The organism is Bartonella sp. B35(2025), assembly GCF_053794465.1.
This window is the reverse complement of the sequence record NZ_CP200035.1, coordinates 878,324-893,421: the sequence shown is the minus strand read 5'-3', so window position 1 is coordinate 893,421 and position 15,098 is coordinate 878,324. Positions and strand designations below refer to the sequence as shown.

Here is a 15,098-nt window from a genome sequence, read left to right as displayed (position 1 = left end):
TGTTTAGCACAAATAAAAAAATGAGTCATTTCAAAGAGATAATAAAAAAATCCATTAAAAAACAATAAATTAATAGAGAGGCTCTTGCGTCAAGCGCCTGAGTCTGATTCATTATAGCGAATGCTAGGTTATTGATTCGCAAGGATAAATCTTTGTTTTTTTCTGGATATAGTATTAGTGATTTCTGTGTATTCTATATTTAGTATATAAAGGAGGATAAATTACTATGAAGGATGAACATGTAGCTGTGTTGATGGGTGGGATTTCCTCGGAGCGTTCTGTAAGTTTGTCTTCAGGTACTGCTTGTGCTGATGTTCTTGAAGCTCAAGGGTATCGTGTAAGTCGTGTGGATGTTGACAGTCATATTGCTTCCGTTCTTGCGCAGTTGCAGCCTGATATTGCTTTTAATGCATTGCATGGATCATTTGGTGAGGATGGTCGTATTCAGGGGATTCTTGAATATTTAAAAATCCCCTATACCCATTCTGGGGTAATGGCATCGGCATTGGCAATGGATAAAGGGCGCGCAAAAATTATTGTTGCTAATGTTGGTGTTTCTGTTGCTCCTTCTTATGTGATGAGCCGCTTTGCTGTGGGGCGATCACATCCGATGGAGCCTCCTTATGTGATTAAACCTGTGTCTGAAGGGTCAAGTTTTGGTATTGTAATTGTAGAAAGTCATGAATCGTTACCGCCACGTCATATTGTAGGAGCTGAATGGGTTTATGCAGATGAAGTGATGGTTGAAAAATATATTCCTGGGCGCGAGCTTACTTGTGCTGTTTTGGGAAATGAAGCTTTGGATGTTTGTGAAATCTTGCCTGATCAGCGTTTCCAGTTCTATGATTATAACTCAAAATATAAATCTGATGGTTCTCTTCATATTTGTCCTGCACAACTTTCATCAAATATTTACCAAAAGGTGCAAAGAATGTCTTTAGCGGCACATCAGGCAATAGGTTGTCGAGGTGTTAGTCGTTCTGATTTTCGTTTTGATGAGGAAACGGGAGAGTTGGTTTGGCTTGAAATTAATACACAGCCCGGTATGACATCAACATCTCTTTTTCCTGATATTGCAAAAGCGAGTGGCCATACTTATGGCGATATTATTCAGTGGATGGTGGAGGATGCATCGTGTCTGCGTTAAATGTTGGTAAAACAGATATTCCGATGGTGCTGTCAGTGCCGACTTTGCCGCGTCTCTATCGTCGCTTTCTTCGATTTATGTTTGAGTTTATATTTGCCAATATTCACGTGCCTCGTCATTTTGGTTCTTTTGCAGTTTTGTTTTTTTTCTTTGTTACGATGCTTTATGGGATTTCATCTAGTGGTCATATGGAAATGATTATGAGGACTGCAATATCAGATGTTGGTTTTGTAATTACTGATGTCGATATGAGCGGTAATAAGCGTATAGTAAAACAGGAAATTTTGAGGATTTTAGGACTTGATGTTTCTCCATCAATACTCGATTTTGATGTTGATAAAGCACGTTCTATTTTGGAACAACAAGCTTGGATTCAATCGGCTAATGTACAAAAAATTTATCCTAATCGAGTACGCATTACACTAGTAGAACGTGAACCGTATGCAGTTTGGCAGCATGATGGTATGATGGATATCATTGATAGCACAGGGAGTGTAATTGTACCATTTCAGAGAGGCTTGGTGCGGAATTTACCTTTCATCATTGGTCATGGTGCACAAAATACTGCAAAAGCGTTTATTCAAGCACTTTCAGGGTATCCGCAATTTTATGATCATATTCGTGCTTATATACGTGTTGGTGATCGGCGTTGGGATCTTATTTTGGATAATGGGGTACGCGTTATGTTGCCGGAAAATGATGCGTTTGAAAGGCTTACTTTCCTTATTAAAACGGGTGCTGTGCAGGATCTTTTTTCGCGTGATATTTTGAGTATTGATTTACGTCTTTCTGATCGGATTACAGTTTCTTTGTCGGATGAGGCATTAGAGCGTCATGGTGCTACTGTGGAAGAAGAGCGCATTTTGAAAGTGAAAAAAGCAGGGGGGCTATGATGTTGCTAGGATCACATCATATAGGAGGGCGAAAAGCTCGTCTTTTGACAGTTCTAGATGTGGGATCAAGCAAAATTGTTTGTCTTATTGCTTGTTTACGTCCTTTGAAGCATACACAATATTTACATGGTCGTAAGTACTCTGTGGAAATTTTAGGTTTTGGAGTACAGCGTTCATGCGGTATCAAATCTGGTGTTGTGATGGATATGCTTGCAGCAGAACAATCAATACGGTTAGCGGTTGGTGCTGCAGAAAAAATGTCTGGTTTAGTAGTGGATTCAGTGATTGTAAATTTTTCCTCAAGTCGATTACAAAGTGCTCTTATCAATGGCATGGTACGTTTAGATGGCCGCGCAGTAATTATGCATGATATGTATACGGCATTAGCGGATGTTTCACACAAAGTTTTTGATGCTGAGCGTCATGTTCTGCATTCAATTCCAGTATCTTATACATTAGATGGAGATAAAGGAATTTCTGATCCTGTTGGGATGGTGGGGGAATTATTGGGTGTAGATGTACATGTTGTAACAGCGGAAAAAGCGTCGTTACGTAATTTAGAAGCTTGTATTAATCGTGCATATTTAAGTGTTGAGGCAATGGTTGCAACTCCTTTTGCAAGTGGTCTTGCTGTTTTGGTTAATGATGAGGCGCATTTAGGGGCAGCATGTATTGATTTTGGTGGTGGAACAACGACATTTGCAGTGTTTTCTGAAGGAAAATTTGTTCATGCGGATGCACTTGCGATTGGTGGACATCATGTGACTCTTGATGTTGCACGTGGATTCTCTATTTCTATTGAAGAAGCCGAGCGCTTAAAAGTTATGGAGGGGTCAGCGCTTTTGGCGAGTTCTGATGATCAGCATATGATTAATGTAGCAGAAATTGGAAGTGAGCATCATGAAACTCAATATCCACGTTCTGTTCTTAGTCGTATTATTCGTGCACGCGTTGAAGAAATATTAGAGATGGTACGTGACTGTTTGAACCGTTCTGGTTTTGGCTACATTATTGGTAAGCGTGTTATTTTAACTGGAGGAGCAAGCCAGTTAACAGGGTTACCAGAAATGGCACGTAATATATTGGGAAGAAATGTTCGTATAGGGCGGCCTTTAGGTATTTCGAGGCTTCCTACTCTTGCAAAAGGGGCGGCATTTTCATCTGCTGTTGGATTGTTAATTTATCCGCAATTAGCGGATTTTGAAGAAAAAACAGTACAGGCTGCAGTGAATCATTTATCAACAGGCACGTGTGGGTATTGGGGGCGTGTTGGTCAGTGGTTGCGTGAAAGTTTTTAAGTAAGTTTATTTAGATAAAGTTAATTTTCATCGCTTTGGCTTGCGATGTCTTATGAGAAGGAAAAGAAAATGACGATTAATCTGCATCGGCCAGATATCGCGGAATTAAAGCCACGCATTACCGTTTTTGGTGTTGGTGGTGGTGGCGGGAATGCCGTGAATAATATGATTAATGCTGGTCTTCAAGGAGTTGATTTTGTTGTTGCTAATACAGATGCACAGGCTTTAGCTATGTCAAAAGCTGAACGTTTAATTCAGCTTGGTGAAAAAGTTACGGCAGGTTTGGGAGCTGGCGCTTTACCAGAAGTTGGACAAGCGGCTGCAGAGGAATGTCGTGATGAGATTATTGATCACCTTGCGGATTCTCATATGGTTTTTATTACTGCAGGTATGGGTGGAGGTACCGGAACTGGAGCGGCGCCTGTTGTTGCTCGCGCAGCACGTGAAAAAGGTATTTTAACTGTTGGTGTTGTGACAAAACCGTTTCAGTTTGAAGGTGCTCGCCGTATGAAAACGGCAGAAAGCGGTATTGCAGAATTGCAAGAAGCTGTTGATACGTTAATTGTTATTCCCAATCAAAATCTTTTTCGTATTGCAGATGATAAGACCACATTTGCTGATGCTTTTGCTATGGCTGATCAGGTACTGTATTCTGGTGTTGCTTCCATTACGGATTTGATGATTAAAGAAGGGTTGATTAACCTTGATTTTGCTGATGTTCGTTCTGTTATGCATGAAATGGGTCGTGCAATGATGGGAACTGGTGAAGCGTCTGGTGAAGGTCGTGCTTTGGCTGCCGCTGAGGCTGCTATTGCGAATCCACTGTTGGATGATACTTCTATGCGTGGTGCGCGTGGTCTCTTAATTTCCATTACTGGTGGTCGTGATATGACCTTATTTGAAGTAGATGCAGCTGCTACTCGTATTCGAGAAGAAGTTGATGCTGATGCAAATGTTATTTTTGGTGCTATTGATGATGAATCATTAGAGGGGATTATTCGTGTATCAGTGGTTGCAACAGGAATCAACCGTGAAATCAGTGATATGGTTCAACCTGCTCAGTCTAAATTACAAAGACCTGCAGCTTCAATTCGTAAAAATGATTCTGGAACATCACATGCTTCTTTTCATTCTCAGTCATCTTCATCACGTTCTGAGTCAATGGTAGAGGTAGTAGAAGCACTTGAAATAGAGATGAACAAGTCGGCTGAAGAGCAATTCCGTCCTAAAAGCCAAATTTTTGCACAACCTGCAGATACAATTTCTGCACGAAGTGTGAATGCTGCTCCTTATAAGCAAAGTGTTATACATGGGCAAGCACATATACCACGTATGCAAGTTAGTCGTGGTTCTCATCAATCTACGGCTGCAGCAGTAAATATGGAGGCGACATCACATGTTCTTGATGAGATGACTGAGCTTGTGAAGCAGAAGGAGAAGCAAGTACAACAGATGCAGCCTCGTTCAACGCCGGTGCGTATGCCGGAATTAAAGGATTTTCCACCTGTTGTACATGATCAAAGAGAGAGGTCATCTGCTGCTGATCATGGACTTCACAATCTTTGGCAGCGTTTGAGACGGAGTTGGACTCATCGTGAAAAAATGGAGCCAGAAGCTCGGCTAGAGCCTGCTGTAAGATCTTTTCAACAGCAAGAAAATTATGCTTATAATAAAAATTTTCAAGCACCTTCTCAAGACGCCTCTGTTTATGTTCCACGCCGTTCTGGTGAATTGCATCCACGTGTGCCACAAGATCAGCATACTTTTTTAAGTGAAGAAGATCAGCTAGAAATACCGGCATTTTTGCGTCGTCAGGTATATTAGCTAAAAAAATAAAAAGAGGAGAGATTTTAGTATTTCTTTCATGGTCAAGTGAAAGATTTATTTAATAAAATGCACTGTACTTTTTTAAAAGATTCTATGTTTTTTATAAACTCGTCATTATAAATGAGATTATGATTTTACGAATGGATATGATTTTTTTGATTTTTTAAATATTCTAAAAAGAATCAAAAAAATCAGTGAATCGATATTATGAAGTTTATGAAAAAATATCAGTCTACTCTAAAAAAGGCAGTCACATTTAAAGGTTATGGTATTCATAGTGGATGTTTATCTGTTGTGAGAGTTTGTCCAGCTGACGTTGGGTGTGGAATTATTTTTAAACGTTGTGGAATAGATGGAAAAGAACAGATATTTCAAGCACATGCGTCACAAATAGGAGAAACTGAATTATCAACAGTGCTTGGATGTGGAGATATAAGGATTGAAACAATTGAGCATTTGATGGCTGCGATTGCAGCTTATAATTTGGATAATTTGATTATTGAAGTAACAAACAATGAAATACCTATTTTAGATGGTTCTTCATGGCAATATTGTCAAGGTTTTGAAGAAGTTGGTATCGTTCAGCAAAATGCATTGCGTTCTTATTTCATTATAAAAAAGCCACTACGGGTTGAAGTAGGTAGTAGCGTTGCAGAATTTTTGCCATTTGATGGATGTCGTTTTGATGTGACAATCTCTTTTTCTTCTTCTGCTATTGGTAAACAACACTTAATTTTTGATCTTACCTTAGAAGGTTTTCGAGATGATTTGTCACGTGCGCGTACTTTTGGCTTTGTTAAAGATAGGGAAAAATTACGGGCTTTTGGAAAAGGATTGGGTGCTTCTTTGGACAATTCCCTTATTATTGATTTTAATGATCAAGTTATGAATCCAAGTGGTCTTTATTGGGAAAATGAATATGTTCGGCATAAAATGCTTGATGCAATTGGTGATACTGCTTTGCTTGGAGCACCTTTTATTGGATTATTTCGTTCGTATTGTGGTGGGCATAGGATCAATTCGCAATTGGTGAAAGCTATTTTAGCAGACGAATCGTGTTATCAAAAAAGCTATTTGTAGGTAAATTAAAAGAGAAATTGAAAATATTTTATTGTGGTCTATTTGATTTTTAAGGGGATGATTGACCTAAGTTTATAAATTGGTTAGTGGGTTTTGGGGTGATATGGTATAAAAAGATTTTTTTATAAATAACTTTTGCTATAAATGATGTTCTCTGGAAGACAAAGGAAATATGATGGAATCATACATATGTGTTAGCAATATGGTGTATAAGAATCCTAGCATTGTGCACAAAATATTGAGTGGGATTCTTGTAGGGTGTGTTTTCTTTTTAGCTGGATGTTTATTCAAAGATAAAAACGCCCTCAGTCCATCAGCATATGTTTTAGCAATAGATTCACCAGATGTTTTGTACAATCAAGCACTTTCTAGCCTTAATAATGGTCGATTTGGTGAGGCGTCAAAAAAATTTCTTACGATTGAAAAGCATTATGCTTATACTGATTGGGGTCGTAAATCTCTAGTTATGGGTGCTTTTACAAATTATCAGCTTGCTAATTATGATGATGCAATTAGCATGGCTCAGCGCTATCTCACTCTTTATCCAGAATCAAATGAATCGGCTTATGCTTATTATATCATTGGTCTTTCTTCTTTTCGTCGGATTCCTGATATTACGCGTGATCAACAAGATACTAAGCGTGCTATTGCTGCTATGCAGCTACTTGTGGAGCGTTATCCAGAGTCTAAGTATGTCAAAGATGCTAAAGATAAAATACATTTTGGGCGAGAGCAGCTAGCTGGTAAAGAGATGCAAGTTGGCCGTTACTATGAAAAAGGTCGGAAATATCTCGCTGCTAGTAGAAGATTTCGTAAGGTAGTTGAAGAATATTCAGATACAAACCAAGTTGAAGAAGCACTTTTTCGTTTGACCGAAGTTAATCTTGCTCTTGGCTTAATCGCGGAAGCACAGACAGCAGCAGCTATTTTGGGACGTAATTATCCGAAAAGCGAGTGGTATAAATTCTCTTGCAATTTATTACAGAAGAATAGTGTATTGCCACAGGATCATAAGTCTTCTTGGATTTCGCATGCTTTGAGTAGTGATAAAAATAAGGTACGTTGATTCTATATGCTGGTACAGCTTTCGATTCATAATATTGTTTTGATCGAAACGCTTGAGATTCATTTTACAGCGGGTTTATCAGTTTTAACTGGAGAGACTGGTGCAGGGAAGTCTATCTTGCTTGATGCATTATCGTTGGCTCTTGGTGGGCGTGGAGATGCTTCGCTTGTGCGTCATGGTGCAACGCAAGGGCAGGTGACCGCTGTCTTTGATGTACCTATTTCACACCCTGCACGTCAGCTTATCCGTAAAAATGGTTTTAATGATGACGGCGATATTATTTTACGACGTATACAATCAAGTGATGGTCGTAGTCGTGTCTTTATCAATGATCAGGTGGCTAGTGTTACGTTGATGCGTAATATTGGGCGTATGTTGGTTGAAATTCACGGACAACATGATGATCGTGCGCTTGTTGATATTGCTACGCATCGCCAATTATTAGATGCTTTTGCTGGGCTTGAAGATAAAATAGAAAGTTTACGTCAGTGTTATAAGACATGGCGTGAACTTGAAGAATGCCTGCAACAACAGCGTATTAAAGTGGAGCATGCAGTGCGTGAAGCTGATTATCTCCGTGCATGTTTAGAAGAGCTTGATAAGTTTAATTTTCAAGTTGGTGAAGAAAATACTCTATCTCTTCGTCGTGCAGATATGCTTAAATTAGAAAAAATAGCGACAGATATTAGGGAGGCTGGTGCTCTCTTGGGTGGTTCGAAATCACCAATTCCTGTCCTTTCTAATTTAGTAAGACGTTTGGAGCGGAAAATTCCTGAGGCGCAAGCGCTGATTGTACCTGTGGTGAAGTCTATTGATGATGCATTACATGCGCTTGCAACAGCACAAGAGGGTATTGAATCTGCAATGCAGGCATTGGATTTTGATACTGGCGAATTAGAACGGATAGAAGAACGTCTTTTTGCTCTTCGAGGTTTTGCTCGTAAATACCATGTTTCTGCAGATGAATTAGCTCAGTTACGTGATAAAATGGATGCTGAACTCACTGATTTTGAAGAAGCTAAGGCTACATTAACACATTTTGAAGATGAGATGAGGGAAGCACAAAAAAACTATGATATATTGGCGCAAGAACTATCAATAAAACGTCGAGAAGCGGCAAATCACTTATCTAATAGTGTTATGGTTGAGTTACCTGCATTGAAATTAGAAAAGGCAGAATTTATTGTTGAAATGCAAAGTGATGCTGAAAGACGTAGCGCAGAGGGTATAGATCGTATTGAATATTGGGTTCGAACAAATCCTGGAACACGAGCTGGACCAATGCTTAATGTAGTTTCTGGTGGTGAATTATCTCGTTTTTTATTAGCATTAAAAGTCGTTTTATCTGATCGTGGATCAGCTCCTACATTGATTTTTGATGAAATTGATACAGGAGTTGGTGGAGCTGTCGCAGCTGCTATTGGACAACGGCTGCAGCGTTTATCAGAAAATGTTCAGGTTTTCGCTATTACGCATGCACCGCAGGTAGCATCTAAAGCACACAGTCACTTTCTTATTTCAAAAGTTGAAAGTGATGATAAAAGATGTTTTGTTACAGCTGTTCATAAAATGGAAGAGCATGAGCGTGCAGAGGAAATTGCTCGTATGTTAGCAGGAGAACAGATTACTAAAGAAGCACGTGCAGCGGCTAAAAAGCTTTTAGCAAAAGATATAAATTGATAATCGATAAAATATTGATTCACATATGTGTATTTAGATTTTCTTGAAAGAAATTGGAGTTAAGAGTCGTATGATTATAGTGTACGATTTTAAATGAGATTTATGGATAAAAATGTAATCAAAAATTTAACTGCCCTTGAAGCAGAAAGAGAGTTAGAGCGGTTAGCAAAAGAAATAGCACGTCATGATATTCTTTATAATAACAATGATCAGCCTGAAATTTCTGATGCACAATATGATGCTCTTCGTCGTCGTAATGCGGATATTGAAGCTCTGTTTCCTGAGTTAATTCGTACAGATTCTCCTTCGTATAGAATTGGAGCACCAGTTTCTGAGAAATTTGAGAAATCCATTCATACACATGCAATGCTTTCTCTTGATAATGCATTTAGTTCTGAAGATGTTAGTGAATTTTTTGATCGCATTCGTCGCTTTTTACGATTTCCAGAAAAACAGATATTGGAGATGACAGCTGAGCCAAAGATTGATGGTTTATCTCTATCTTTGCGCTATGAAAAAGGAAGACTTGTATGTGCCGCAACGCGTGGTGATGGGCATGTTGGTGAAAATGTTACAGTAAATGCACGAACAATTTCTGATATTCCACAAATTTTGCAGGGTAAATTTCCTGATATTATAGAAGTTCGTGGTGAGGTTTATATGAGGCGAGAGGATTTCCAATTGCTTAATATGAGTCATCAAAGAGAAGGAAAATTGACTTTTGCTAATCCTAGGAATGCCGCAGCTGGTTCTTTACGTCAGCTAGATTCACGGATAACCGCTAGCAGAAAGCTTAAATTTTTTGCTTATGCTTGGGGTGAAGTAAGTGAAATGCCAGCAAAAAGTCAAATGGAAATGATGAAAAAGTTAAAAGAATATGGCTTTGTTATCAATCCATTAACAAAAGTTTTTAAAACAGTAAAAGAGGTTATTTCGTATTATCATGATATTGAAAAATGTCGTCATTCCTTAAGCTATGATATTGATGGGGTTGTATATAAGGTTAATGATTTGATGCTACAAACGCGTTTGGGATTTGTATCTCGTTCACCACGTTGGGCAGTGGCACACAAATTTCCAGCAGAAAAAGCTATAGCACTTTTGGAAGGTATTGATATTCAAGTAGGTCGAACTGGAGCATTGACTCCTGTTGCGCGTCTTTCACCTATTACTATTGGGGGGGTGGTGGTTACTAATGCAAGTTTGCATAATGAGGATTATATTAAGGGAATTGGCCATAAAGGTGAACTTATTCGTGAAGGGCGTGATATCCGTGTGGGTGATACAGTGATTGTGCAGCGTGCTGGTGATGTGATTCCACAAATTGTTGATATTATTTCTGAAAAACGTCCTAAAAATTTGCATGCTTTTATTTTTCCTCAGCTGTGTCCAGCTTGCGGGAGTCATGCTGTTCGTGAGATAGGCGAAGCTGTACGTCGATGTACTGGTGGACTTATTTGTCCAGCACAAGCGATTGAACGTATTCGTCATTTTGTTTCACGTAATGCTTTTGATATTGAAGGGCTTGGTAAAAAACAGGTAGAGTTCTTTTTTCACATTCAAGATGAGACACTTTGTATTCATACACCAGCCGATATTTTTACTTTACAACGGCGCCAAGAAAAATCTTTGACACGTTTGGAAAATATGGAAGGTTTTGGTGCTGTTTCAGTTCGTAAACTTTATGATGCCATTAATGCTAGTCGAGAAATTTCTTTAAGCCGTTTTTTATTTGCATTAGGAATTCGCCATGTTGGAGAAGTTAATGCACGACGACTTGCTCGCGCTTATCAAAATTATGTTGCCTTCGAAACTGCGGTAACAGCAGCCATTATGCCATATGATAAGGTGAATGAAGAAGGCAATGAGGAATGGATAGAACTTACTAATATTGAGGGGATAGGATCACGTGTAGGGCGAGCAATTATTGATTTTTATCGAGAAGAACATAACCGTGAGATTTTATCTTCTTTACTTCAGGAAATAACACTTCTTCATGAAGAATCAGTGATGAAAGGCTCTTCACCAATAGCAGGAAAGATAATTGTTTTTACAGGAACTTTAGCGCACATGTCACGCGATGAAGCAAAAGCATTAGCAGAACGATTAAGTGCTAAAACGTCTGGTTCTATTTCTAAAAAAACCGATATTCTTGTTGCAGGATTGGGAGCAGGATCAAAATTATCCAAAGCACAAGAATTAGGTATTGAGGTTATGGATGAAGAAGCTTGGTTGCGGTTGATTGAGGGACATTATATTTAATTTTTTTCTTCAAGAATGATGAATACACCAGCACTATCATTTATCTTAAGATAATATTTTTATTTATATGCTTGAGAATAGCGATAGCTTTCTTTTTTAGATGGTTATGATTTGCTTTACTCTTGCAAAATATTCTTATGTTTAAATATCTTAGGAAAAATTATTCGTATAAGAGGCGGCTTCTTAGATTCTCTGATAGCAAGTAAGGCATCTTTTTCTTTTAAATAGAAGGGGTAGCATTTTGCTAAAAGAGTAAAAAGATTCTCGATACTAGTTCATTTAAAGAGGCATTGTTGCTTCTTTTACCCATTTTTTGTCTTCTTCGTTTAAATAAGGCATAGTAACATGACAAACGTGATCATGATAGTCATTAAGCCATTGTCGTTCTTGTTGTGTTAAAAGATCTAATAGGATTAATCGTCTATCGATAGGGCAAATTGTCAATGTTTCAAATGACAGCATATCTATGTCTCCAGCAGTAATTTTTTGTGCCGGTTTTACAATCATTAGATTTTCAATACGAATACCAAAAATACCTTCACGGTAATATCCAGGTTCATTGGAAATAATCATTCCAGGAATCAGTTCTTGACTTCCGTAACGTGACAAATTTTGTGGTCCTTCATGAACAGAGAGATAAGATCCAACCCCATGGCCAGTGCCGTGAGCATAATCAAAACCAGCTTTCCATAATGCGATACGTGCTAGAATATCAATGTCTTGTCCACGCGTACCTTTTGGAAATCGTGCTGTTGAAAGAGCAATCATTCCTTTTAAGACAAGAGTAAAACAACGTTTTTCTTCTTCTCCAATATTCCCAATTGCTACTGTGCGCGTGACATCTGTCGTACCATCACGATATTGTCCACCTGAATCAATAAGATAAAGTTCACCAGAATTTAGTAATTTATTTGTTTCAGTTGTTACACGATAATGGATAATTGCACCATTTTCTCCTACTGCTGAGATTGTATCAAAAGATAAATCTTCAAGTTTTTCACCCATTTCTTTTGCTGTTATTATACGACATTCTTCTAATTTTTGGGCAGCGGAAATTTCACTTATTGTGCCAGGTGTTTTTTTATCTAACCAGGAAAAAAAGCGAATAAGGGCTATACCATCACGTAAATGTGCATTACGTGCACCATTTAATTCTATGCTATTTTTAATAGCGCGTGGTAAAGCAGCAGGATCGGTAAGCCTAATGAAAGAGCTATTTTCTTCTTCAATAACAGTACGTAATTTTTCGCATGTTAAATGTGGATCCAAAGCAAAAACCGTTCCTTTTTGAACATAGTCTTTGATTTTTGAAATAAGTTGTTCTGGTTCATATAATTGTGCATATCGTTTTAGATATTGTCTCTGTTCTATACCAAGTTTTTTACTGTCAATGAATAAAGTTGGTATTTTTTTGATTGAAATGATGGCAAAACAAAGGGAAAAAGGTGTGTTGGAAACATCATTGCCACGTATATTAAATAGCCATGCAATAGAGGAAGGATCTGTAAAAATAAAAGCATCTGCATTGGCTTGCTGTATAGCTTTACAAATCAATGTGAGCTTTTCATCGGTTTTGCATCCTGCATATTTGAGAGGATGAATCGATAATGCAGATTGCGGTACTTGTGGTTGATCATGCCAGATAAGATCAATAGGATTGGATTGAACTGCAATAAGTTTTCCGCCTGTTTTAAATTCTAATGCTTTTTTTAGTATATCTGTGGCTTCAATGGTGTGAAGCCATGGATCAAAACCAATAGAAAGCTTTTGCTTATTTTGTTCAAGCCATTGTGATGGTGGGCAAGTTATTAGATTTTCATAATCAAAAATATGAGAGTCAGTTTGTTGGCGAACTTGGAGTTTATAACGTCCATCTGTAAATATGATCGCTTTATTTTTTAAAATGAGAGCTATACCAGATGAGCCAGTAAATCCGGTTAGCCAACTAAGACGTTGAGCATGTGGGGGGACATATTCTCCTTGATGTTCATCTGCACGTGGAACCAAAAAGCCATCTAATTTAAGATGATCGAGTTCTTTACGAAGGGAGGAAACACGTTCTGCAGCATAAATTGAATTTGTTGTTGCCTCAAAAGATTGGTACATAACAGTTTCCTTTTTTATTTCATATATATTGTAACCCATCCCTGACGGTAATATGTTTCAATATGTTTTAGACCTTGTTTTACATAAGCTTCTAAAACATAAGCATGTTGTTCTTCAAGAATTCCAGATAATATGAGTGATCCGCCTTTTTTGAGTGCTTGTACTATTTTTTCTGCAAGTTCAATGAGAGGATTAGCAAGAATATTTGCAACGATGAGATCAAAAGGTGCGCGGAGTGCAATTTCATCATGGTTGAGATCTATTGCTGTGATAGCCGTAATATATTCTTTTACACCATTGAGTTGGATATTATGTTGTGCAACTTGAATAGCAATTGGGTCAATATCAGATGCTAGTACAGCAATAGGTTTAAGCATTGCGATGCTAATTGCTAATACTCCGCTGCCAGTACCAAGATCAAGAGCATTTTGTGGATTTTCATTTTGCATCACTTTGGCAATCATTTCTAGACAACCGGCTGTCGTTCCGTGATGTCCTGTACCAAAAGCTTGATTAGCGTCAATTTCAATAGGTAAAACATTAGGTGGAATGTTATTTTGGTTATGGCTTCCATGAAGAAAAAAAGGCCCTGAATATACAGGTGTTAATCCTTCAAGACTTTGTTTCACCCAATCAATATTGGGTAAAACTTCTATATTAATTTTATCAGGATCTATAGCAAAAAGATGTGCAAAACGCTTTAAAGCATGTTTTTGATTTTCACTATCTACATAAAGCGAAAGCTCATACACAGCATTTTTTTCATCTATTTCTGTGAGAGCAAGAGGATATCCTTCTTCTTCAAAAGCTGTTTCTACAAGAGTATAAAACCGTTCTGCTTCATTTTTTAAAGCAGTATAATACAAGCGAATTTGCTGTGACATATTTTTCTTTCTTTGGGCAGCCCTTAAATTCAGCTTGAGATAAGCTTTTTAAGCCGTCTAATAGCAATGTCATCTTGTAATTCACTGTTACTTTCTTCAAGTTTATAAGGAATAATCCCAGCTAACTTTCCACCTTTTTTTAATAAAAAGATCGCAGCTGTATGATTATAGGTGTAATTGCCATTTGTTCCAAATACTTTTTCAGCAAATATCTCAAAAGAATCTACCATTTTATGAACTTTTTCAGGATCTCCACTGATACCAATAATTTTATTGTCAAAATTACTAAGATACTCATGAAGCACTTCTGGTGTGTCGCGTTCAGGATCGACAGTGACAAACCATATTCCTAATTTATCAGCATTTGATCCGAGTGCTGTCAGCCATCGATCAAGATTGGCCAATGTGACAGGGCAGCTTTCAGGGCACATAGTGAAGCCAAAGAAAATTGCTGAAGGTTTGCTTCGAATATCAGCTTCAGTAATAGTTTTTCCATTAGAATCAGTAAGTGTAAAATTACCACCTACAGGCTTGTTTCTGTACGTGTCATAGATAAAAACGCAAGAGAGAAATACGATTGTTAGCCCTAAGATGCGCATTACATTTTTCATAGTCTTACTTTCTTAAAAGATCAGAAAACTGTAGCATTTGTGGGTTAGTTTTGCAATCTTTGTTTTATGGTTAGCTTTATTTACCTAGTCAGGTATATTTTCTTAATTGGTTATGAAAAAATAAATTAGTAAAATATGAATGAATACTTGGAAAGATCTTCAATTTTATAATGGTAAGCTTTGTATCAATAGGTATTAATAGATTGTAAGATCTGGATAGCTGTGAATTTGAATGCCATATGGA

Annotated in this window: 11 protein-coding genes; 8 read left to right on the top strand and 3 right to left on the bottom strand. The window is 37.7% G+C overall.

Annotation, left to right across the window (positions count from 1 at the left end):
- Window positions 1-226 precede the first annotated feature (226 nt).
- The 8 genes from V4P56_RS03750 (at window position 227) to ligA (ending at window position 11,253) form a co-directional block, all read left to right on the top strand.
- Entirely contained in the window at window positions 227-1,147 is a 921-nt protein-coding gene (locus V4P56_RS03750) for a D-alanine--D-alanine ligase (protein ID WP_455481614.1), read from the top strand.
- Window positions 1,135-2,040: a cell division protein FtsQ/DivIB gene (locus V4P56_RS03745; RefSeq protein ID WP_455481613.1), complete on the top strand. Its 906-nt coding sequence runs from the start codon at window positions 1,135-1,137 to the stop codon at window positions 2,038-2,040. Before V4P56_RS03750 ends, V4P56_RS03745 begins: the two co-directional genes overlap by 13 nt.
- A complete protein-coding gene (gene ftsA / locus V4P56_RS03740; RefSeq protein WP_455481612.1) occupies window positions 2,037-3,338 on the top strand; it encodes a cell division protein FtsA in 1,302 nt (433 codons plus the stop codon). Before V4P56_RS03745 ends, ftsA begins: the two co-directional genes overlap by 4 nt.
- Window positions 3,339-3,407: 69 nt before the next feature.
- Window positions 3,408-5,162, top strand: coding sequence for a cell division protein FtsZ (ftsZ, locus tag V4P56_RS03735; protein WP_455481611.1), 1,755 nt, complete (start codon window positions 3,408-3,410; stop codon window positions 5,160-5,162).
- Window positions 5,163-5,372: 210 nt separating this feature from the next.
- Window positions 5,373-6,245, top strand: coding sequence for a UDP-3-O-acyl-N-acetylglucosamine deacetylase (gene lpxC / locus V4P56_RS03730; protein ID WP_455481610.1), 873 nt, complete (start codon window positions 5,373-5,375; stop codon window positions 6,243-6,245).
- A 172-nt stretch (window positions 6,246-6,417) separates the two neighbouring features.
- The gene (locus tag V4P56_RS03725; protein ID WP_455481609.1) at window positions 6,418-7,311 is read left to right on the top strand and encodes an outer membrane protein assembly factor BamD; all 894 of its coding nucleotides are present in this window, start codon (window positions 6,418-6,420) and stop codon (window positions 7,309-7,311) included.
- A 6-nt stretch (window positions 7,312-7,317) separates the two neighbouring features.
- Complete coding sequence (gene recN, locus V4P56_RS03720; protein WP_455481608.1) at window positions 7,318-8,991, top strand: DNA repair protein RecN; 1,674 nt, start codon at window positions 7,318-7,320, stop codon at window positions 8,989-8,991.
- A gap of 102 nt (window positions 8,992-9,093) precedes the next feature.
- Window positions 9,094-11,253 carry an NAD-dependent DNA ligase LigA gene (gene ligA / locus V4P56_RS03715; protein ID WP_455481607.1) on the top strand — a complete coding sequence of 720 codons (2,160 nt, stop codon included), beginning with the start codon at window positions 9,094-9,096 and terminating at the stop codon, window positions 11,251-11,253.
- Between the two features lie 279 nt (window positions 11,254-11,532).
- Here ligA and V4P56_RS03710 read toward each other — a convergent pair whose 3' ends face one another.
- From V4P56_RS03710 to V4P56_RS03700, 3 genes are read right to left on the bottom strand one after another with little or no spacing between them, the layout of a single operon-like run.
- Window positions 11,533-13,359, bottom strand: coding sequence for an aminopeptidase P family protein (locus V4P56_RS03710; protein ID WP_455481606.1), 1,827 nt, complete (start codon window positions 13,357-13,359; stop codon window positions 11,533-11,535).
- A gap of 14 nt (window positions 13,360-13,373) precedes the next feature.
- Window positions 13,374-14,243 carry a 50S ribosomal protein L11 methyltransferase gene (locus tag V4P56_RS03705; RefSeq protein WP_455481605.1) on the bottom strand — a complete coding sequence of 290 codons (870 nt, stop codon included), beginning with the start codon at window positions 14,241-14,243 and terminating at the stop codon, window positions 13,374-13,376.
- Between the two features lie 29 nt (window positions 14,244-14,272).
- Window positions 14,273-14,854: an SCO family protein gene (locus V4P56_RS03700; RefSeq protein WP_455481604.1), complete on the bottom strand. Its 582-nt coding sequence runs from the start codon at window positions 14,852-14,854 to the stop codon at window positions 14,273-14,275.
- Window positions 14,855-15,098 lie beyond the last annotated feature (244 nt).